This window comes from Paraburkholderia panacisoli, assembly GCF_008369935.1.
In the GTDB taxonomy this organism is placed as follows: domain Bacteria; phylum Pseudomonadota; class Gammaproteobacteria; order Burkholderiales; family Burkholderiaceae; genus Paraburkholderia; species Paraburkholderia panacisoli.
On record NZ_VTUZ01000008.1, the window covers coordinates 13,677 to 35,346 of the forward strand.

Sequence of the window (21,670 nt, forward strand, 5' to 3'; positions counted from 1 at the left end):
TCAGGTTCCGTAGCGCCGTGCGTCACGCCAGCCGCAACGGCAACGTGCGCAGACGCGCGCCGGTTAGCGCGAACACCGCATTCGCCACTGCGGGCGCAATCGGCGGCACGCCCGGTTCGCCGACGCCTTGCGGATGCATCTGGCTCGGCATGATGTCGGTTTCGATCACCGGACAATCGTCGATCCGCACGACCGGGAAATCGACAAAGTTCTTCTGCTGCACCTGGCCCTTCTTGATCGTGATCTCATCCTGCAACGCGGCCGACAAACCGAACACGATCCCGCCTTCCATCTGCTGACGGATCAGGTTCGGGTTCACCGGCAAGCCGCAATCGATCACGCACACCACCCGATGCACGCGAATCTGCCGCTTCGGCCCAATCGACACTTCGGCCACCTGCGCGACGACACTACCGAACGCCTCATGCAGCGCGACACCGCGCGCGCACGGCGCGCCGTCGGCGGCACGCTTCAACGGATGCCCCCAATCCGACAACACGGCGACGCGCTTTAGCACCGCCAGATGGCGCGGATGCTCTACGAGCAGCGCGGCGCGAAACGCGATCGGGTCCTGGCCGGCGGCGGCGGCGACTTCGTCGGTGAAACTCTCGGTGAAGAACGCCTGATGCGAATGGCCGACCGAGCGCCAGAAGCCGACCGGCACCGGCAAGTCGACGACCTTGTGCGCGACGCGCGCGGCAGGCCATTCGTACGGTTGATCGAACGCGCCTTCGCAAGTGGTCTTGTCGAGCGGAATGCGCGGCACGCCGTAGTAGCGCTTGAGCGAGTCCGGCACGATCGCCTGACCCGCCGACATGCTGTGCCATGCGACCAGCTTGCCGTGCGCGTCGAGGCCGGCCTTCAGCCGCGACACGCACGCCGGCCGATAGAAGTCGTGCGTGAAGTCCTCCGCGCGCGACCAGATGGTTTGCACAGGACGCCCGCCGCCCTCGCGCGCAATTGCCGCGGCCTGCGCGATGAAGTCGAGTTCGAGCCGCCGCCCGAACGCGCCGCCGAGCAATTGCGTCTGTACGTCGACCTTGTCGGCGTCGAGGTCCAGCACTTTTGCGACGTGCGCCCGCGCGAGTGCGGGCATCTGCGTGGAGACCCACACAGTGGCCGCGCCGTCCGCGACCTGCACAGTGCAGTTGACCGGCTCGACCGCGCCATGCGCGAGATACGGCGCGTGATACTCAGCGCTGACGGTCTGCTTCGCGACGCTCATCGCGGCGTCGACATTGCCGCGACTAAAGTACGCGTAACCGTCGCTGTCATCGAGCGCGCGCGCGAGCCGCGCCTGCGTGTCCTCGCTCGACAGCGTCGCGGCGTCGCCGTCCTGCCAGGTCACGTCGATCGCGCTGGCCGCGTTCATCGCGCGAAACGGATTCTCCGCGATCACGGCGACGCCGCCGGTGCCGCCGGCATACGGCGCGACCGCGAACGCCTTGATGAAGCCCGGCATTTTTTGCGCGGGCGTCGCGTCGAAATGCGCGACCGTGCCGCCGAGCGTCGGACACATCACGACGCTGGCGTACAGCAGGCCATCGGGAAGCGCGTCAATGCCAAAGCGCGCCGTGCCGTTGATCTTCGACGCGGCTTCGATACGCCGCACCGGTTGGCCGATCAGTTTGAACTCGGCGGGATTTTTCAGCGTCACCTTGCGCGGCAGCGCCTGCCGTGCGGCCAGCGACGACAGTTCGCCGAAGCTCGCCTTATGGCCCGACGCGTGCAGCACGTGGCCGCTTTCAACGCGGCATTCGCCGGGCGGCACGTTCCATTGCGAAGCCGCCGCGCCGATCAGCATCGCGCGCGCCGAGGCGCCGGCTTCGCGCATCGGCGTCCACAGATCGTTGATGCTCGATGAACCACCCGTCATCATCGTGCCGCCCTCGCGCACCAGCTTGCGCGTGAACCAGACTGTGGTGCGTTTCACGACGCTGTCGTCGTCGGGGCGAAACGGCAAGTCGTCGATGATGTTCTGCACGCTGTTGTAGATCTTGTCGATCGGCCCTTCTTCCACCCGCACGTGCGACCAGTCGGCGTCGAGTTCCTCGGCGAGCACCATCGCAAGGCCGGTGTGGATGCCCTGGCCCATCTCCGCCTTGCACATGATGATCGTCACGCTGTTGTCGGCGGCGATCTTGACCCATCCGTTGAGCGCGACTTGCGAGCCTTCCGCCGGCAGCGGGGTCGATGTAGTCAGGCGCTGACGCGGCGGCAACACCGACCAGCCGACCAGCAACGCGCCCACCGCGCTGGCGCCGCCGAGCAGGAAGGTTCTGCGCTTTAACATGACATGGCTCGATCAGCTTGCACGATGATAACCAAAGGAAGCTGCGAAAGCGCGTGGGGCGCCTGACGTGTTGTTGCGGAATAGTAATAAGACGGAGGAGCGGACGGGAGACTTAAATTCGTCTGCTCGAGTCAGGCGGGCGTGGGGCGGGGAATAAGGCGATTGCTACGAGGCGGGGTTAATCGTGGGGTGTTTCATTAAATACATGGAAAAGCGCGGTGCCCTGCGCTGCGTTGCGGTGCAACCGGGCGACAGGCCCGGCGCGACCGCATATCGATAAATGGACTAGCGTCTCACCTCATCGCCGGTTCGATCCCGACACGACATCGATCCACACCGCCAGCACGAGAATGCTGCCCTTCACGATCATCTGCCAGTAGGCATCGACATCGAGCATCGACATGCCGTTATCCAGGCTCGCCATCACCAGCGCGCCGATCAGTGCGCCGTACACGGTGCCGGAGCCGCCGCGCATCGACGTGCCGCCGATAAAGCACGCGGCGATCGCATCGAGTTCGCCCATCGAGCCCGCCGACGGCGAGCCGGCCGCGAGCCGCGCCGTGTTGACGATCCCTGCGAACGCGCACATCAGCCCCATCAGCGCGAAGATCGCCAGCTTCACGCGGTTGGTATTGACGCCGGAGAGCCGCGTCGCCTCGAGGTTCGAACCGACTGCATAAATGCGCCGCCCGAACACGGTTTGTGTCGCGATCCACGTGAAGATGCCGAGCAGCGCGAGCAGCAGCAGAACCGGGACCGGAATGCCGCCGTAACGATCCAGCGTGGCGACGAAGCCCGCCAGAATCGCGCCCGCGCCGACCACCTTCGCCACGTCCTGCCAGAACGGCACCACCCGCAACTGATAACGCTGACGATTCGCGCGTTGCCGGATCGTCAGAAACGCGAGCAGCAGGAACAGCACGACCGCGAGCGTGTCGCCCGCGAGTCGCGGCAGATACCCCTGGCCGACGAACACGAAACTGTCCGACACCGGCGCGATCGTCGAACCGCCGGTCACGCCGAGCAGAATGCCGCGATACGCGAGCATGCCGCCCAGGCCGACGATGAACGAAGGCACGCGCCGGTAGGTCGACCACCAGCCGTTGAACATGCCGACGAGCAAGCCGAGCAGCATCACCACCGGCACGGTGACGCCGATCGGCCAGTGCCGGTTGACGTCGAGTATCGCCGCCACGCCGCCGAGCAAACCGAGCAGCGAACCGACCGACAGATCGATTTCACCGGCGATGATCACGAACACCATCCCGCATGCGAGCATGCCGGTGATCGACATTTGCCGCAGCAGGTTCGACAGATTGCGCGGCGTGACGAACGCGCCATGCGTGAGCAAGGAGAAGAAAATCCAGATCGCGGCCACGGCGATCAGCAACGCGAGAATCTTGTAGCGCGCGAACAGTTGCTGAATACGCTGCGGACCGCCGAACGCGCCTCGCGGCACGGTGTTGTCGGCGCGTTGGGAAGTAACGTCGGGCGTCATGCTGCACTCGCTGCGGTAGGGTTCGTTAATCGCTGCACGGGACGGATCGCGGCGCTGAGGATGTCCTCCTGCGTGAGGCCGTCGTTGACGAAGTCGCCGCGCAGCTCGCCTTCGCCGATCACCAGCACGCGATCGCTGATGCCGAGCACCTCGGGCAATTCCGACGACACCATCACGATCGACATGCCGCGCTGCGCCAGTTGGAAGATCAGCTTGTAGATTTCGTACTTCGCGCCGACGTCGACGCCGCGCGTCGGTTCGTCGAGGATCAGCACCTTCGGATCGGTCAGCAGCATGCGCGTGAGCACCGCCTTCTGCTGATTGCCGCCGGACAGGCTCGCGATCGACAGCATCGGATGCGCGGCGCGCACCGAAAGCCGTTTCATCTCCGTGTGGATCGTGTCGAGTTCGCCGGCCGAGTCGATCCGTCCGCCCGATGCGAAACGCTCCAGCACCGCGAGCGTGATGTTGTGACCGACACTCATGCCCGGCACGATGCCGTGGCGCTTGCGATCCTCCGGCACCATCGCGATGCCCGCGCGAATCGCGTCGATGGGTGCGCGAATCTTCAGCGGCTTGCCGTTCATCAGCACGGTCGCTTCGCTCACACCGGGATACGCGCCGAAGATCGCCTGCATCAACTCCGTGCGGCCCGCGCCCACCAGTCCGGCCACGCCGAGAATCTCGCCATGCCGCAACGCGAACGACACGTCGTTCACGCGCTTGCGGCGCGGGTTGGTGACGTCGAAACAGGTGACATTACGCGCTTCGAAGATCACGTCGCCGATCGGATGCGGCTCGCGCGGAAACAGGTTCTTGATCTCGCGGCCCACCATCAGCGCGATGATGCGGTCGGTGGTGAGCGCGTGCATCGGCTCCGTCGCGACATGACGGCCGTCGCGAATCACGCTGATCGTGTCGCATACCGCCGCCACCTCGTCGAGCTTGTGCGAGATGTACACGCAGGCAATACCACGCCGCTTCAGATCGCGCACGATGTCGAGCAGGATGCTGATTTCCGATGTGGTCAGCGACGACGAAGGCTCGTCGAGAATCAGCAGCTTCGCACGCTTGTTCAGCGCCTTGGCGATCTCGATCAACTGCTGATGGCCGCCGCCGTAGTTCATCACCGGCTGCGCGGCATTGATGCCGCTGATGCCGAGTTCGCGCAGCAATTCGTCGGCGCGCTGGTACATCGCGGCGTAGTTCATGCGGCCGCCGGGCAGCGTGATCTCGTTGCCGAGAAAGATGTTCTCCGCCACCGACAACTCCGGCACCAGCATCAACTCCTGGTGAATGATGATGATGCCGGCGCGTTCGGTGTCGCGCACGTTGGCGGCCTTCAGCGGCGCGCCTTCCCAGTTTATTTCGCCCTCCCAGGTACCGTGCGGATACACACCTGAGAGCACTTTCATCAGTGTCGATTTGCCCGCGCCGTTCTCGCCGCACAAGCCGACGCACTCGCCCGGCGCGACCTTCAGGTCGATGCCGTCGAGTGCCTTCACGCCAGAAAACGCCTTGACGATGCCGCGCATCGTCAGTAGAGGTTGCGTCATTCGCTCTGCCTCGCTGCAAGGCGCGCGGCGGCCTCGATGCGCATCGCACGCACCGGAGTCCGCCGCGCGCGCGTTACGCTCATTGGCTCGCGAGCTGGGCCTGGGTATAGAAGCCGTCCTTGACGACCACATCGACATTGCTCTTGGTGAGCAACGTGGGTTGCAGCAGCACCGTGTCGACCTTCTTCTTGCCGTTGTCGTACTGCGCGTTGTACGCGGGCTTCTCACCCTTGGCCAGCGCGACCGAGAGTTTTGCCGCTTCGCCCGCAATCAGCTTCAGCGGCTTGTACACGGTCATGGTCTGCGTACCGGCGATCACACGCTTGACCGCCGCAAGGTCCGCGTCCTGGCCCGACACCGGCACCTTGCCCGCCATGTGCTGCGCGGCGAGCGCCTGAATCGCGCCGCCCGCGGTGCCGTCGTTCGATGCGACGATCGCGTCGATCTTGTTGTTGTTCGCGGTCAGCGCATCTTCGACGATGCGCAGCGCCGTCGAAGCGCTCCACTCAGGCACCCACTGCTGGCCGACCACCTTGATGTCGCCCTTGTCCATTGCGGGCTTCAGTACCTTGAGCTGGCCTTCGCGCAACATCTTCGCGTTGTTGTCGGTCGGGGCGCCGCCGAGCAGGAAGTAGTTGCCCTTCGGCTGCGCGTTATAGACGCCTTGCGCCTGCAGTTCGCCGACCTTCTCGTTGTCGAACGAGATATAGCCGTCGACGTCGGCGTCGAGAATCAGGCGGTCATACGAGACCACCTTGATGCCCGCCTTCTTCGCTTCGGCGACCACGTTGCCGAGCGTCTTCGAATTGAACGGCACGATCACGATCACATCCACGCCGCGCGAGATCAGGTTTTCGATCTGCGAGATTTGCCGCTCCTCGCTCGCGTCGGCCGATTGCACCGACACCTTCGCGCCGAGCTTTTCCGCTGCGGCGACGAAATAGTCACGATCGCGCGACCAGCGCTCGACGCGCAGATCGTCGATACAGAAGCCGATTTCCGGGTGATCCTTGCTGGCATGCGCGAGCGGCGCGGCAAGCGAAAGGCTGGCGAGTACCGCTCCGCACACGAGGGAACTCAGTACGTTACGACGCGTTTTGAATTGCATGTCTGTCTCCTTTGTCGACCGGAGTTAGTGCTTCAGCACTTACTCCGGTCCCATGAAATATGGTTTCGTTGTACTAGTTAGTGCTTCAGCACTTACTCCGGTTCCATGAAATATGGTTTCGTTGTACTAGTTAGTGCTTCAGCACTTACTCCGGTCCCATGAAAGATGGTTTATTTGTATTAGCCGGAATACCGGATTGGTCGGCCTGCGCTGCGAGCGCCAGAACCGGTCATGCGACAACCCAAAGCTTCCCCTTCGCGCGGTCGACGTGGCCGCGCGATCCTTATGTGATGCTCTCTGTTTCTATTGCATACCCCGGATGCCTTTCAGCGTCCGCTATAAATCGCCTGATTGACGATGTTCTCCATCCTCTCCTGCTGACCGCTCGCATGCTGCGGATTGAGGCCTCGCGCCAGTGCATCCGTCGCGAGGGCCGACAGCGAATAGTCGCCGGAAAGAATCTTGCGGCCGAACTCCGCGTTCCAGCCCGCGTAGCGCTGACGCTTGAACTGTTCGAGACGATCGCTTTCGACCAGCACTGCCGCGCGCTCGACGGCAAGCGCGAGATTGTCGATTGCGCCGATGTGGCCGTAGAACAGATCTTCGGGATCGACGCTTTGGCGCCGCACTTTCGAATCGAAGTTCATGCCGCCCGTCGTGAAGCCGCCGTGCCTGAGAATCTCGTAGAAGGCCAGCGTCAGTTCTTCGACGCTATTCGGAAACTGATCGGTATCCCAACCGTTTTGCGGGTCGCCGCGATTCGCGTCGACGCTGCCGAAGATCCCCAGCGCGTAGGCTGTCGCGATCTCGTGATGAAACGAGTGACCCGCAAGCGTCGCGTGGTTGGCCTCGATGTTCACGCGAATTTCTTTCTCCAGCCCGAATTGGCGCAGGAAGCCGTGCACGGTCGCGACGTCGTAGTCGTATTGATGTTTGGTCGGCTCCTGCGGCTTCGGCTCGATCAGCAGCGAGCCCTTGAAGCCGATCTTGTGCGCGTGATCGACCACCATGTGCAGGAAGCGCGCGAGTTGTTCGCGTTCGCGCACGAGGTCGGTGTTGAGCAGCGTGTCGTAACCTTCGCGGCCGCCCCACAGCACATAGTTCTCGCCGCCGAGCCGTTGCGTCGCATCGAGCGCGTGGCGCACCTGGGTCGCGGCAAACGCGAAGATCTCCGGATCGGGGCTGGTCGCGGCGCCCGCCGCGTAACGCGGATGCGAGAACAGATTGGCCGTGCCCCATAGCAGTTTGATGCCGCTATCCTGCTGCTTGCGCGCCAGATAGTCGGCGACGCGCAAGAAGTTCTCGCTGTATTCCTTCAGGCTCGCGCCTTCGGGCGCGACGTCGGTGTCGTGAAACGTGTAGTACGGCGTGCCGAGCTTCGAGAAGAACTCGAATGCGGCATCGGCTTTTTGCAGCGCTCGTTCCATCGCGTCGCCGGTTTGCTGCCACGGACGCTTGAAGGTTCCTTGCCCGAAAATGTCCACGCCCGGCCAGACGAAGGTATGCCAGTAGCACACCGCGATACGCAGATGTTCTTCGAGTGTCTTGCCGAGTACCCGCTTGCTTTTGTCGTAATGGCGGTACGCAAGCGGGTTCTCCGATTGCGGACCTTCATAGCGGATCTCGGGAATGTGTTCGAAGTAAGACATCAGCGTCTCCTGTGTATGTTGCACCGCAACTCGCGCCGCTTCGTCACGCCGGTCTACAAGGTGACGCCATGCTGCCGCTTGCGGGAAGCATCGGCAATTGCGAAATTGCGCAGCTCGCTTAATGTTTCTTACCGCCCGCGTGTTTGTTTCGCACCCGCGCCCGATTCGGGGCCTAGAATAACCAGACACTTAAAAATGGCGCTGCACCAAGCGGCCACTAAACAGGAGACAACGGCGCGGCGGGTCCGACGATCCGCACGCCGCTCACCGTCATGCCCCGTCCGCAAACACCCCAGACGACCCATCGGATCGCACTGCTGTTCAATGCGAACAAGGTTTACGACCGCGAGATCATCACCGGCATCGGCAATTACCTGCTGTCAACCCGAGTCGCGTGGGATCTCTTCCTCGAAGAAGATTTCCGCTGCCGGCTGACCGGCATCGAGCGCTTCGACGGCGACGGCATCATCGCAGACTTCGACGACCCCGCCGTCGGTGAAGCGCTGCGCGACTGTCCGTTGCCGGTGGTCGCGGTCGGGTCGTCGTTCGAAGACCCGGCGCACTACCCTCCGGACTTACCCTATATCGCGACCGACAACAGCAAGCTCGTGTCGCTCGCCTACACGCATCTGATCGGCGCGGGCCTCGAACACTTCGCGTTGTATAGCCTGCCGCAGGCGCAGGAAAACCGTTGGGCGCAGCAGCGCGAACTCGCGTTCGCCCATTTGCGCCGCGCCGATGGACGCAGTGACGCGCAACTCGACAGCGAGATCTATCGCGGCCTGTCGACCAGCGCGCCGTCATGGAACCAGGCGACCGAGCAGCTCACCGCGTGGCTGCGGCAACTGCCGAAGCCGGTCGGCATCATCGCCGTGACCGATGCGCGGGCGCGGCATCTGCTGCAGGCGTGTCTGATCGCGGGCATTCCGGTGCCCGAGGAAGTCGCGATCATCGGTATCGACAACGACCCGCTGACGCGCACGTTGACGCGTATTCCGCTTTCTTCGGTGATTCAGGGCACTGAGGAAATGGGTCGTACCGCCGCGCACGTTTTGCATCAGATGCTGCACGGTGCCCGTTTTCCGGGGCGGCGCATTCTCGTGCCGCCGGTCGGTATCAATGTGCTCGAATCGACCCGGCATCAACCGCTCGCGAGTCCGTATGTGATGCGCGCGCGGCACTTCATCCGTCAGTACGCGTGCCAGGGGATTCGCACCGAGCAGGTGGCCGACTATGTGGGCGTGTCGCGCTCGTCGCTCGAAGAATACTTCCGGCGCGAACGGCAGTGCACCGTGCACCAGGAAATCCTGCGCCATAAACTCGATGTCGCGAAGGCGCTGCTCGCCAAACGCGATGCGTCGAGCGCGGAAGTGGCGATTCGTTGCGGCTTCACGTCGTTGCAATACATGTACGCGGTGTTTCGCCGTGAACTCGGCTGTACGCCGCGCGAATACCAGGCGCGCGCGAATCCGACGACAACGCCCGGCTGAACATGCCTTTTCATTTTTCCTTCCACTGACTACATGATCAGCATCGCACAACTTTCTTCTGAGGCGTGGGGCACACTGCACGGTGGCGATCGCGTCCGGCTCTATACGTTGCGCAACGCGCACGGCATGAAGGTCGCCATCAGCGACCTCGGCGCGACGCTGGTCTCGTGGCACGCTCCGGATCGTGCCGGACGCCTCGGCGACATCCTGCTCGGCCACGACACGCCCGCCGACTACGTCGCGGCCACCACCTACATGGGCGGCCTGATCGGCCGCTGGGCGAACCGCATCGCCGATGCGCGCTTTACGCTCGACGGTATCGAGTACACGCTCGACCGCAACGAAGGCGCGAACCTCCTGCACGGCGGCACCGTGGGTTTTCATCGCGCGCTGTGGGACGTGAGCGAGGACAACGGCGCGTTGCTGATGCGTCTGGAGTCGCCCGAGGGAGACGCCGGTTTTCCGGGCAACGTGACCACGCAAGTGCGCTATTCGCTCGACGACGACGGCACGTTGACCATCGAGTACGAGGCGATCACCGATGCGGCAACGCCGCTCAATCTGACGAGCCATCCGTACTTCAATCTGACGGGCCGGGCGGCCACCGACATTCGCGGCCATATGCTGTCGATAGACGCCGAGCAGTTCTTCGAAGTCGACGGCGCGATGATTCCGTGCGAGCTGGCCGAGGTGGCGGGCAATGCGTTCGACTTCCGCCAGAGCGCACCGATCGGCGCGCGGCTGGACTGGCCGCACACGCAACTGGCGCGGGCTGGCGGTTTCGATCATTGCTACGTGCTGCGCGAGGCAGCCGGCGCCGGCGCGAGCGAAAGCGTGCAGCCGCTGCGCCAGGTGGCCTGCGCGTACGACCCCGGCAGTGGACGCGAATTGACCGTGTCGACCGATCAGCGCGGCTTACAGTTCTATACCGGCAACTTCCTGAATGGCGACTCGGGACGCGGCGGGATCAGGTATCAACGCTATGCGGGTTTGTGTCTGGAAGCAGGCGGCTTTCCGAACCAGGTCAATATGGCCGGGCAGGACGAGGTCATCTTGCGACCCGGCGATACATACCGGCAAGTCACGGCTTATCGGGTCGACGTGCGCAAGGGTGTTTGACACCCTCCTTGCAAACGACATTACATGACGCCGACTTATTATTTGCAGCAATACTGAATTAACGTCCGGGTGGTTTCCCCTGGATTGATCGCTTCCTAGACTCCTTCAATGGGTGCCGGAGATTGCGGTGCCGGAAACGACAATCTCGGAGGGAAGCATCATGAAATCACTCATCAAAGCAGTGGCACTGGCCGTTGTTCTTGTTGCGCCGGTGGCTTCGTTCGCACAAACCGAGCAGCCGCTCACGCGTGCGGAGGTCAAGGCTCAATTGAAGCAGATCGAGCAGGCGGGCTATAACCCGGCCAAGTCGAGCGACTCCACTTACCCCGCTGACATCCAGGCTGCCGAAGCGCGCGTCGCCGCACAGAACGCGACTGCTCAGGCCGATACCACCGGATATGGGACGACGGCAACGGGGTCGTCGCAAACGGGTGGCAGTGCGGCTGGGGCGAATACAGGGCAATAGCTGGCCGTTGTTACGTGGTGTGGGCGAGCACATGCGTGGCGACGCATGTGCTCTTTTTTGTGTATTGAGCGGTGTAGAACGATAGCGCTTCGCGCGTCGGAAAGTCGTTTGACGAAACTCACGGCGCGCTTACCGTAGCAGTAATCCCTCCCTGCTTTCGCAATCCCTCGATCCTGCAATACGTTTTTCGCTACTCGCGCCTCGCACGATCGGTCTAACACTCCCAGCGCGCTTTTCATCGGCGCCTTGCATCGACAGATTCATGCCGGCGCAAGGCGCCGCTTTTCATTGAGCCTTCGCAACTCGTTGTCCGCTCCCACGTATATAGCCGGCAACTTCGCGCATATCCCGGATGGCGAAATACGCCGCAACCGGCTCGGACAAGCGGACAATCCGCGAACCGCCGCAGCGGTCGCGTTTGCGCGTGCGCTGATGGAAACGCGCGGCAAGATTTCCGAAGCCGATCTGGAAAAGTGCGCGCGGCGGGATTCAACGATGCGAACATCGTCGAAATCATCGCGTTGAGCGCACAGTACATGCTGACGAATTTCGTCAACAATGCGTCCGATACGGAAATAGACTTTCCAGTGGTCGATCCCGAAGTTGCCTGATCAACATGGGAGTCTCGGCTCCCTCATTTCCAGGAGACACGCCATGCCCCGCACCATCGCTGAAAAACGCGCCGCCTTCCGCGCGCTGCACACGTCCGGCTGTTTCGTGCTGCCCAATCCGTGGGATGCGGGCAGCGCCCGCTATCTGCAAACCCTCGGCTTCCAGGCTCTCGCCACCACGAGTTCGGGTTTTGCGTGGTCAACCGGCCACGCCGACAACACGCTGCCTCGCGAGGCGATCCTCGCGCACCTGCGCGATATCGTCGAAGCGACCGATCTGCCGGTGAACGCTGACTTCGAGAACGGCTTCGGCGACGATCCGGCAGGCGTCGCCGAAAGCGTGAAGCTGGCCGTCGCAACCGGTGTTGCCGGCCTGTCGATCGAAGACGCCACGGGCGACCCCGCGGGCGCGCTGTTTCCGATCGATGTCGCCGTGCAAAGGATTAGCGCAGCACGCCGGGCGATCGACGAAACCGGTGGCGAGACGCTGCTGATCGGCCGGGCGGAGAACTTCTTTGCCGGCAAGCCCGATCTCGATGACGCGATCGCGCGCCTGAAAGCCTATGCCGCGGCCGGCGCCGATTGCCTGTACGCGCCGGGCATTCAGACGCGCGAGCAGATCGAGGCCGTGGTCGCCGCCGTGGCGCCGAAGCCCGTCAACCTGTTGATCGGCTCCACGTCCACTCTCACGCTGCAGGATGTTGCCGGGCTCGGCGTGCGGCGCATCAGCGTCGGCGGTGCGCTGGCCCGCGCGGCATGGGGCGGCTTCATGCAGGCCGCGCAGGGGCTGACCGAGGGGCGCTTCGACGGCTTTGCGGGCGCGGCTTCCGGCGGGCAACTCAACGAGTTGTTCCGCAACGGCGCGTGAAAACCGATGACCCACCCGCGCACGTCCCCTTTAGACGGTTTAGACGGTTTGGATGGAGATAAGCATGGCTCGTGAAATCATTCGCGTGGAACCGCTGTCGACTTACCTCGACAACTGGAAAGCGCCCACTTCGGCGGTGACGCGTCACGGCGATACCGTCTATGTTTCAGGCTTTCCGCCCTTCGATCCCGCGACGGGCGAAATTATCGACGCGCCGATCGAGCGTCAGACCGAACTGGTTCTGGAGCAGATGAAGCTGTGCCTGGAAACGGCCGGTTCATCGCTGGAGCAGGTGCTCAAGTGCAATGTCTACTGCACGTCGGTCGAGAAGTTCGCCGCAGTCAACGCGGTCTACAAACGTTATTTTCCAGTCGATCCACCGGTGCGGATCTTCGTGAACGTGCCCGCGTGGCCTGGTCATTTCGACATCGAGATCGATTGCGTTGCGGCTGTCGGATAGCGGTTAGCAAGGTCTTGCCCCATGCCGGGGTTTCCGATGAGAAAAGCGCGCGGGCATTCCCGCCGCTTTCTCTGCCCCATGCTGTTCGCCTCATCCGCTGCTGCAAATCCGGCCGTCGCGCCAAATGTTATTATCGGAAACACAACTCGCCACCATAAAGCGCGTACCCGAAAAAGCAGCAAACCCCATGGACACCCATCTCAGCAAACCCGCCGACCCGTCAACCACCGACCTCGGCCGCCGCGTGCGCGCCGCCCGTCAGGCGCAGGACCTGACGCTCGAAACCGCAAGCCGCCTGTGCGGCGTCTCACGCTCGACGCTATCCAAAGTCGAAAACGGCTTGATGTCCCCTACTTTCGACGTGCTGCAAAAAATCGTCCTCGGGCTGAAGATCGAAATCGGCGAACTGTTCGGCTCCACGCCGAAGGTGAGTGCGAGCGGGCGCCGCGCGCTGACCCGCAAAAACGAAGGCCAACGTCACGCGTATCGCGGCTATCAGATGGAGTTGCTCGCCACCGACCTCGCGCACAAGGCGATGCTGCCGTTTCGCATCCGCATCTCCGCGCATACGCTCGACGCGTTCGACGACTGGGGCCGCCACGAAGGCGAAGAATTCTTGTACGTGATCAGCGGCAGCGTCTGCCTGTATTCCGAGTTGTATGCGCCGACGCATCTGAACGCCGGCGACAGTCTGTACTTCGACAGCCGCACCGGCCACGCCGCGGTCTCCACTAGCGAAGAAGACGCGGAAGTGTTGTGGATGGCGACGAGCGCGGACCTTCCGCAAGCGCCTGCAAACGGCGAATCGGCGAAGAAATAACGCAGCGGACGCGCCGGGCGTCGGTGCGAGCCTGCGCGTGTTGGCGACCGACCTTATCTCCGCGCCAACGCCCGCTGCGCCAGTTGCGCGATATGCATCGCATGATGCCCCGTCCCTTGCTCGATCTGCTCGCGGCAACTGAAGCCGTTCGTCAGCACGATCGTCTCCGCGTTCGCCGCGGTCGCTTCACGTACCGCCGGAAACAGCTTGTCTTCACCGATTTTCAGCGACAGCGCGTGATGCTCCGCGTTGAAGCCGAACGATCCCGCCATCCCGCAACATCCGGTATCGAGCAGTTTCCACTTCACGCCGAGCTTGTTCAGCAGCGCGCTGTCGCCTTGCATGCCGAACAGCGCCTTCTGATGACAATGCCCGTGGACGATCACATCGGCGGCAAGCGTAGGCCACTCGAACGGCTGACGCGCGACGAAGTCGGAGAACAGGAACGTTTGCGCGGACAGCTGCTTCGCTAGCGGATGATCCGGCAGTTGCTTCAGCAGTTCGTCCTTGAACACGGACAAACAACCGGGTTCCAGACCGACCAGCGCCACGCCGGCGGCGATATCGTCGGCGAGGTCGTCGAGAATCTGCTTGAGCAGTTCGCGCGCACGTTCGAGCAAACCGTAGTCATACAGCGGACGACCGCAACACAAGCGGTTCTTCGGCAGCACGACGTGCCAACCCAGTTGCGCGAGCACATCGGCGGCGGCTTGCGCGATCTCGGGCGTGAAATGATCGTTGAAGGTATCCACCCACAGGATGACTTTCTTCACGCGGTCGCCATTGCGAGCGTCATGCGCCGTTTGCGGCGAACGCCGCGCGATCTGCCGGTATGTGGCCCCGGCGAACTTCGGCAATGCGCGCGCTTGCGCCACACCGGCGATCCATTTGCCGACCGTAGCCAGCCCCGGCGCGGTCGTCATGAAATTGGCGACGCGCGCAAAGCGCGCCGCCCACGGCGCCCATTCGCCGATCCGCCCCATGAACAGCGCCTGACGCGGCCGGCGATGAGTCTCGTAGTAATGCGAAAGAAATTCCGCCTTGTATGAGGCCATATCCGTATGCGTCGGGCAATCGGACTTGCAGCCCTTGCACGCGAGGCAGGTATCGAGCGCCGCTTTCACCTCGCGGCTTTGCCACCCATCGGCGATCACGTCGCCCTGCAGCATTTCCCAGAACAGATGCGCGCGGCCGCGCGTCGAATGCTTCTCTTCACGCGTCGCGCGATAACTCGGGCACATCGTGCCGCCCGCAAGCGAGCGGCACTTGCCCATGCCGATGCATCGCTCGATCTCGCGCTGGAAACCGTCGCCTTCGCGACTCGCGAACGTGAGTTTCGTTTGCAGCGTCACCGGCTTGTAGGCCGGGCCCATCCGCAGGTTTTCGTCGGCGCGATACGCGTGCACCACCTTGCCCGGATTCAGTCGATTAGCCGGGTCCCAGATCGCCTTGAACTGTTCCATCGCCCGCATCAGTTCGGGGCCGTACATGATCGGCAGAAACTCGGCCTTGGCCTGGCCGTCGCCATGTTCGCCCGACAGCGAGCCGCCGAATTGGACCACCAGCTCCGCCGCCTCGCGCAGAAACTTGCGCCACGTCGACACGCCTTGCGCGCTGCGCAGATCGAAGGTGATGCGCGCGTGCACGCAGCCGTCGCCGAAATGGCCGTACAGGCACGTCTCGTAGCCATAGCGATCCACCAGCGCCTGGAACGCGCGCAGATAGTCGCCGAGGCGCAGCGGATCGACCGCCGCATCTTCCCAGCCGACCACCGGATCGGGCTTGCCCGACTCGACGGACAACGCCACCGCCGACGCTCCCGTCTCGCGGATCGACCACACCTTCGCCTGCAACGCACGGTCTTCGACGAGCGTCGCCGACACGTTCGGCCCCGCTTCGCCCGACGAGAAATACGCGGCCGCGGCCTGCGCGTCGCGAAGCACCGCGTCTTGCGTATCCGCGCCGAATTCGAGCACGACCCACGCATCGCCTTCGGGCAGCAGCGCGATCTCGTCCTTCTTCAAGCCGCGCGCCTGCAAGCCGCGAATGATCGCGCGGTCGAGTCCTTCGATCGCGATCGGACCGCAGCGCATGAAATGCGGCACGGCATCCGCCGCGGTGTAGATGTCCGTGAAGCCGAGCACGACGATCACGCGTTTGGCAGGACTCTTCACGAGACGCACTTTCGCCTGCAACGTCAGCGCGCACGTGCCTTCGGTGCCGACCAGCGCACGCGCGACGTTAAAGCCGTTTTCCGGCAGCAGTTGATCGAGGTTGAAGCCGGACACGCGCCGCTTGATGCGCGGGAATTTCGCGCGAATCTGATCGGCGTAGGTATCGCGCAGCTGCTTGAGCGCTGCGTAGATTTCGCCCTGGCGGCCGCCTGTGGCGATGATGCGTGCGAGTTCGTCGTCGGACGTGGGGCCGACCCAGAAACGCGCGCCGTCGAAGGTCGCGATCTCCAGCGCCTCGACGTTTTCAACCGTTTTGCCGGCCATCACCGAATGCGCGCCGCACGAATTGTTGGCGATCATGCCGCCGAGGGTGCAGCGGCTGTGCGTCGCCGGATCGGGTGCGAACGTGAGACCGTGTTGCTCGGCGGCGTCGCGCAACGTGTCGCAAACCACACCCGGTTCGACGATCGCCACACGCGCAACCGGATCGACCGACACCACGCGGTTCACATACTTGCTCGCGTCGGCCACGACCGCGACGTTCACGCATTGGCCGTTCTGCGACGTGCCGCCGCCGCGTGCGAGAAACGGCACGTCGTTGCGGCGGCAGACGCCGAGCGCGGCGAGCAGATCGTCCACATCCGCAGGCACGACGACGGCGAGCGGGACTTGCCGATAGTTCGACGCATCCGACGCATACAATGCTTTGGAACCCTGATCGAAGCGCACTTCGCCCCGCACATGCCGGCGCAAATCGCTTTCGAGCGCCCGCATCACGGCGGTGGTGCCCGCGAAAGGCGTGGCGCGGCGCGGCTCGTTCGACTTGCGCGGCACGCCGTGGTCCAACGCATTCACGCTCGCGCCCTGCTCTTCATCCAATGACGTTTCCACTGCGCCCCTCGTCTCCGATGCCGCCTACCTGTCCCTCTACGTCGGCCTCTTCCGCTCAGGCCGCCTGGCTTGCGGTCATCTTGAAGATGCCCTGCGCATTGCCCGCGTCGAAACGCAGGTCCGTTTCCCAGCGGCGCGCGTCCTGATCGAAACTGCGCTTGCGGGTGATGAACTCGTAGAACGACCCCGGCACCTCGCGCGTCACGATGCTGCCGTCGGCCGCGCGGAATTCGCGCCGCACGGTGTCCGCGCGATACGCGGTCTGGAACACGCGGCCCGAGCGCGAGCGTTCGACTTCCGGTTTCATCGGACGGCCTTTGGCTTTCTCGTCGTCGGACAGCTTGAATACGTCTTCGACGCGATCGGTGGCGTGATTGAACGCGTTGCCTTCGGTCGCGATCCACGCCATTTCCGCCGACTCCGTCGACAATATGTCGTAATCGGCTTCGCATGGCGTGCCGTGCTGTCGCGCGAACGCGCCGACGATCACCGGCAGCAATTCATGGGCCACGTCGAGCGGCAGCACGCCGTCGCGTTCGAGCTCCCACAACCGGCCGGCCGCGCGCGGCGTCAGCGGATCGCGCGACGCGCCGATCACATTCGTCACAGCCTGTTGAAACGCCACAGAGAACCTTTCCGGATGCAACTCGCTGACGAAGAATTGCGCGATCTCATCGGGTGCATCGTCATGCGCCCACGCGCGGCCGGTCATGCCGAGGCGGTCGAGCGGATAGCGGCCGTTGATGCTGAAGCCAAGCGGCCGCAGAATGCGCGCGAACGCGGCTTCGCCAGGCGGCAGCGCGCCGCCGTGTGGCCAGCGCACCGTGCGCAGCGCGCCGTGGTCGAAGTACACGCTGCCACCGGCGGCGATTGTCTCCTCGGTGTACTGGCGGCCATGCGCTGAGCGCGCGAGCAGGTCTTCGAAGAGCGCCATATTCATCGCCTGCGCGAGTTCCGCGCGTGTGACGCTGCCGTCTTCCCATTCGTTCAGCACACGCGGATGGTTCAGCGTCGCAAACAGGCGCGCGGTTTTGTCGGCGCCCAGCAATTTCAGCAGCAGTTGTTCGACATTCGCATTCTTGATCTTTCGCATATCGGTTCTCCACGTAGCGCATCGAGCGCTTGCCGATGCGCTCGATGTGACCAGCAGGCGTGCACGCAAAGGCGGCGCCTCATCTTGAAGGCGAGATTATTCAGAATCCGCAAGGCCGCCGTAAAGCGAGATAAACTCGCCACTTGATGCGTTTTCGGAATCAACATGCGAAAGTTCAAGATCCCCAACATGGGCGCGCTGCTCGCTTTCGAAGCTGCCGCGCGACACGAAAGCTTCACGCATGCGGCGCGTGAGCTGTTCCTGACCGAGAGCGCGGTATCGCGGCAGATCAATACGCTGGAAAGCAACCTCGGCGTGCGGCTATTCGTGCGCGTCAAACAGCGCGTGGTGCTGACGAAGGCGGGCAAGGTCTATAGCGCGCAGGTGCGGCGCTCGCTGGAACACCTCGACCGCGACACGCTGTCGATCATCGCGCATGGCAGCGGCGGCGGTTATCTCGAGCTGGCCGTGCTGCCGACGTTCGCATCGCAATGGCTGATTCCGCGGCTCGCGGCATTCAATGCGCAGTACCCGGACGTGCGCGTAAACATGGGAGTGCGCACCGGTACGTTCCCGTTCGCCGATACCCATTTCGAAGCGGCGATTCACTACGGCAAGCCGACCTGGCCTGGCACGTCGGCGGATTTTCTGTTTTGCGAGGAGGTGGTGCCGGTGTGCGCCGCGAGTCTGCTGAAGCGGCGCGTGAAGCATGCAGCCGATCTGCTCGACTATCCGCTGCTGCACTCGACCACTCGGCCCGACGGCTGGGCCGCATGGTTCGCGAACCTGGATGTCGACGATAACCGGACCATGCAGGGCGTGCGTTATGAACTCCACACGATGTTGATCAGCGCCGCGGCGGCTGGGCTCGGCATCGCGCTGGTGCCGCGCTTTTTCGTCGATACGCAGCTCGAACAGCTTGGGCTCGTGATCCCGCTCGACACGCCGGCGGTCGCCGATTCGGCGTACTACCTCGTCTATCCCACTGAGCTGAGCCACGGCAAGCCGCTCGCGAGTTTCCGCGAATGGCTGTTGCAGGAAGCTACGGCCTACCGCACGGTCTATCCCGAACTGGCCGGTACGCCCGATCGCGATTGACGGAGCATTCGAATAGGCTCGCCCACAGCGATCAGACGCCGGCCTCGCGTGCCTGCGCGAGCGCGGCGAGATTGCCTTCGCCGAAACCGTGATGCCCCTGGCGCTGCACGATCTCGAAGAAAATCTCGCCGGTGCGACGGCTCACGAAGGTCTGGAAAAACAGTTGCGGCAGGCCGTCAGCGCCGATCTCGCCGTCCACCAGAACGTGCGTGCGCTTGAGCCGCTCGACATCGAGCCCGTGGCCCGGCAGACGCGCGTCGAGCTGATCGTAATAGCGCGGCGGCGGCTCGACGAATTCGACGCCGTTCGCGAGCAGGCGCTCGACGCACGCGAAGATATCGTCGGTGGCGAGCGCGATATGCTGCACGCCTTCGCCCGGATGGTCCGGCAGGTACTCGTGCATCAGGTCGGTGCGGCGCGTGCCTTCTTCATACAGCGGCACGCGGATCGCGCCGCACGGCGACACCATCACGCGCGACTCCGCCGACACATGCCAGTTCGCGTGCAGTTCATGAATCTCGCGGAAGTTGAGCAGGTCCCGATAGAAATCGAGCCATTCCTGCATCCGCCCCTCGCCGACGGTTTGCGTCAGATGGTCGACCGCGACGAGGCCGATCCCCTCATGGCTGAGGTCGGCGTGGGCCGTGTCGATTTCGATCGGCCGGAAGTCGATGTCGAAGATCGAGATATCGCCGAGGCCGCCGCGCTGCCCGCCGCGTCCGCGCCAGCGGTCGACGAAATAGATGTGCGAATCGCCGATGCCCTGAATCGCCGGAATCAGCAGTTCGCCGACGCCGATTTTCTCGCCTTCGAACGCCCACGCGCCGAGTTCGATCGCCCGGTCGAAAGCGCGCTGCGCATCGGCCACACGAATGCCGATCGCGCAGATGCCCGCGCCGTATTCCTCGGCGTAGCGCGCGGCGAACGAATCCGGCTCCGCGTTGATCAGGAATTGCATCTCACCCTGTCGATACAGCGTGACGTCCTTGCTGATATGTCGCGCGACCGCTTTGAAGCCGAGCTTCGCGAACGTGTCGCCGAGCGCCTGCGGGTCGCGTGCGGCGAACTCCACGAATTCGAGGCCGGCGGTGCCGAGCGGATTGTGCTCAGGCGTCGACACGGCGCGCAGCGCGGCGTCTGGAGTGGGCAGGTCGCTGGGCATGGCAATCTCCTTGTACAGTCTTTCGGCGCTGGGTCCGGGTGTGTCCGATGTTCGATGCAACCGTCGACGGCCCGCCGGTGGCGCCGGCAGCATGATGTGCCACAGCAAACGCGGCCCACCACGGCTTTTGCACCGTGTTTGTACACCGGGTAGCGGGGCGTCCGCAACCTTCATTTTGTACTGGATGGTTCATATCGGCGGGAGCGACGCACTGCCTGCTTCCCGCTACCGTCACTACGCTCACTGCTCCGGCCAACCCGGCGCGCCTGCGCGACGACTCATGCAGCCCGTATCAACTCGTCGATGCCTTGCTTCTGCTGCGTTTGCGCACAGGCTTATCCGCAGCGGCCGCCATGCGTTGTTGCGCGACCTCGCGCACCGCCTCGATAAACGCGCGCCCCACCGGCGACGGCTGCGTGTCCGAGCGCCGGATCAAACCGACCGGCTCGCCGGTGCCCGCGAACGGCAGCGGCAGACGCACCAGCATGCCGTGCGCCAGCTCGTAGTCCACCGCGCTCAGCGGCACGAACCACACCGCGCCGTTCTCCAGCGTCAATGCGCGGCCCGTCGATACCGACAACACTTCGACGAACGCCGACAGCGGCTGCACGCCCCAGGCATTTAACAGACTGTCGGCCGATTGCCGGATCAACGTGCCGAACGGCGGCAGCACCACCGGAAAATCGTTCAGCGACGTAGCGGGCAAACCCGGCCCTTGCGCCAACGGATGCCCGGCGCGCACCACCGCGATCAGCGGCTCGCTGAACAACTGCTCGAAACTGAGGCCGACCATCCGCTCCGGATCGGCCAGACGTCCAATCGCGAATTCGATCGTGCCCGCTTTCAGACGCTCGAGCAATTCCGGGTTGGCGCCGGTTGCAAGACGCACGATCACGCGCGGCCAAAGCGCCGCGAACCGTTTGAGCACCGGCGGGATCAATGCCGCCGCGACGGTCGGCAGGATGCCGACTTCCAGCGTTGCCGCCGCGGCCCCTTCCGCGCGCGCCAGCAGGTCGACGCCCTGGCGCAGCGCGCTGACGCACGCGCTCGCGTGGGGCATGAACAGTTGCCCCTCGCGGGTCGGCACGGCCCCGTGACGGCCGCGCTCGAACAGCTTCACGCCGAGAATCTCTTCGAGTTCGGCGACTGTCTTGGAGACCGCGGGCTGGGTGATTGACAGGCTGTCGGCGGCCCGCTGGACGCTGCCGAACTGGGCGACGGCCAGAAAGCACTGGAGATGGCGGAATTTGACGCGGCTGTCCGCGAGACTGCGTTGCATAACGGAAGGTTATACGAAAAGGGCGAAAACGTCAT

The 21,670-nt window shown here is 63.8% G+C and carries 17 protein-coding genes; 8 read left to right on the forward strand and 9 right to left on the reverse strand.

Annotated features, from left to right (window positions below; translation table 11 throughout):
- Positions 1 to 22: 22 nt before the first annotated feature.
- The 5 genes from FVF58_RS13815 to xylA all read right to left on the reverse strand — a co-directional run bounded on the left by FVF58_RS13815 (position 23) and on the right by xylA (position 8,104).
- Positions 23 to 2,293, reverse strand: a complete 2,271-nt coding sequence (locus tag FVF58_RS13815) for a xanthine dehydrogenase family protein molybdopterin-binding subunit (protein WP_149670472.1) — start codon at positions 2,291 to 2,293, stop codon at positions 23 to 25.
- Positions 2,294 to 2,591: 298 nt separating this feature from the next.
- Positions 2,592 to 3,791, reverse strand: a complete 1,200-nt coding sequence (locus FVF58_RS13820; RefSeq protein WP_149670473.1) for a sugar ABC transporter permease — start codon at positions 3,789 to 3,791, stop codon at positions 2,592 to 2,594.
- Positions 3,788 to 5,347 (reverse strand): D-xylose ABC transporter ATP-binding protein, encoded by a 1,560-nt coding sequence (xylG, locus tag FVF58_RS13825; protein WP_149670474.1) that lies wholly within the window; start codon positions 5,345 to 5,347, stop codon positions 3,788 to 3,790. Before xylG ends, FVF58_RS13820 begins: the two co-directional genes overlap by 4 nt.
- 79 nt (positions 5,348 to 5,426) lie before the next feature.
- Positions 5,427 to 6,455, reverse strand: coding sequence for a D-xylose ABC transporter substrate-binding protein (gene xylF / locus FVF58_RS13830; protein ID WP_149670475.1), 1,029 nt, complete (start codon positions 6,453 to 6,455; stop codon positions 5,427 to 5,429).
- A gap of 326 nt (positions 6,456 to 6,781) precedes the next feature.
- Entirely contained in the window at positions 6,782 to 8,104 is a 1,323-nt protein-coding gene (xylA, locus tag FVF58_RS13835; RefSeq protein ID WP_149670476.1) for a xylose isomerase, read from the reverse strand.
- Positions 8,105 to 8,376: 272 nt separating this feature from the next.
- Between xylA and FVF58_RS13840 the strand changes: the two genes are divergently transcribed.
- From FVF58_RS13840 to FVF58_RS13865, 7 genes are all read left to right on the forward strand, one after another.
- Entirely contained in the window at positions 8,377 to 9,594 is a 1,218-nt protein-coding gene (locus FVF58_RS13840; protein WP_149670477.1) for a XylR family transcriptional regulator, read from the forward strand.
- Positions 9,595 to 9,627: 33 nt separating this feature from the next.
- On the forward strand, positions 9,628 to 10,713 hold the full coding sequence (locus FVF58_RS13845; protein WP_149670478.1) for an aldose epimerase family protein: 1,086 nt from the start codon (positions 9,628 to 9,630) through the stop codon (positions 10,711 to 10,713).
- A 160-nt stretch (positions 10,714 to 10,873) separates the two neighbouring features.
- Positions 10,874 to 11,179, forward strand: a complete 306-nt coding sequence (locus FVF58_RS13850) for a DUF4148 domain-containing protein (RefSeq protein WP_149670479.1) — start codon at positions 10,874 to 10,876, stop codon at positions 11,177 to 11,179.
- A 473-nt stretch (positions 11,180 to 11,652) separates the two neighbouring features.
- Positions 11,653 to 11,790: a carboxymuconolactone decarboxylase family protein gene (locus FVF58_RS51415; protein WP_188130815.1), complete on the forward strand. Its 138-nt coding sequence runs from the start codon at positions 11,653 to 11,655 to the stop codon at positions 11,788 to 11,790.
- A 43-nt stretch (positions 11,791 to 11,833) separates the two neighbouring features.
- Positions 11,834 to 12,658 (forward strand): isocitrate lyase/PEP mutase family protein, encoded by an 825-nt coding sequence (locus FVF58_RS13855; RefSeq protein ID WP_149670480.1) that lies wholly within the window; start codon positions 11,834 to 11,836, stop codon positions 12,656 to 12,658.
- A 64-nt stretch (positions 12,659 to 12,722) separates the two neighbouring features.
- Entirely contained in the window at positions 12,723 to 13,118 is a 396-nt protein-coding gene (locus FVF58_RS13860; RefSeq protein ID WP_149670481.1) for a RidA family protein, read from the forward strand.
- Between the two features lie 187 nt (positions 13,119 to 13,305).
- Positions 13,306 to 13,938, forward strand: coding sequence for a helix-turn-helix domain-containing protein (locus tag FVF58_RS13865; RefSeq protein WP_149670482.1), 633 nt, complete (start codon positions 13,306 to 13,308; stop codon positions 13,936 to 13,938).
- 53 nt (positions 13,939 to 13,991) lie between these two features.
- On the opposite strand, the gene FVF58_RS13870 is transcribed toward FVF58_RS13865, so the two are convergent.
- Positions 13,992 to 17,003, reverse strand: coding sequence for an FAD-binding and (Fe-S)-binding domain-containing protein (locus tag FVF58_RS13870; protein WP_149670483.1), 3,012 nt, complete (start codon positions 17,001 to 17,003; stop codon positions 13,992 to 13,994).
- A 55-nt stretch (positions 17,004 to 17,058) separates the two neighbouring features.
- A complete protein-coding gene (locus FVF58_RS13875) occupies positions 17,059 to 18,096 on the reverse strand; it encodes a DUF1338 domain-containing protein (RefSeq protein WP_149670484.1) in 1,038 nt (345 codons plus the stop codon).
- Between the two features lie 165 nt (positions 18,097 to 18,261).
- Between FVF58_RS13875 and FVF58_RS13880 the strand changes: the two genes are divergently transcribed.
- Positions 18,262 to 19,194, forward strand: a complete 933-nt coding sequence (locus tag FVF58_RS13880) for a LysR substrate-binding domain-containing protein (protein ID WP_149670485.1) — start codon at positions 18,262 to 18,264, stop codon at positions 19,192 to 19,194.
- 31 nt (positions 19,195 to 19,225) lie between these two features.
- Here the strand turns inward: FVF58_RS13880 and FVF58_RS13885 are convergent, their stop codons facing one another.
- Together FVF58_RS13885 and pcaQ are read right to left on the reverse strand one after the other, a co-directional pair.
- The gene (locus FVF58_RS13885; RefSeq protein ID WP_149670486.1) at positions 19,226 to 20,356 is read right to left on the reverse strand and encodes a 4-hydroxyphenylpyruvate dioxygenase family protein; all 1,131 of its coding nucleotides are present in this window, start codon (positions 20,354 to 20,356) and stop codon (positions 19,226 to 19,228) included.
- Positions 20,357 to 20,648: 292 nt separating this feature from the next.
- Positions 20,649 to 21,635 (reverse strand): pca operon transcription factor PcaQ, encoded by a 987-nt coding sequence (gene pcaQ / locus FVF58_RS13890; RefSeq protein WP_149670487.1) that lies wholly within the window; start codon positions 21,633 to 21,635, stop codon positions 20,649 to 20,651.
- Positions 21,636 to 21,670: the final 35 nt, after the last annotated feature.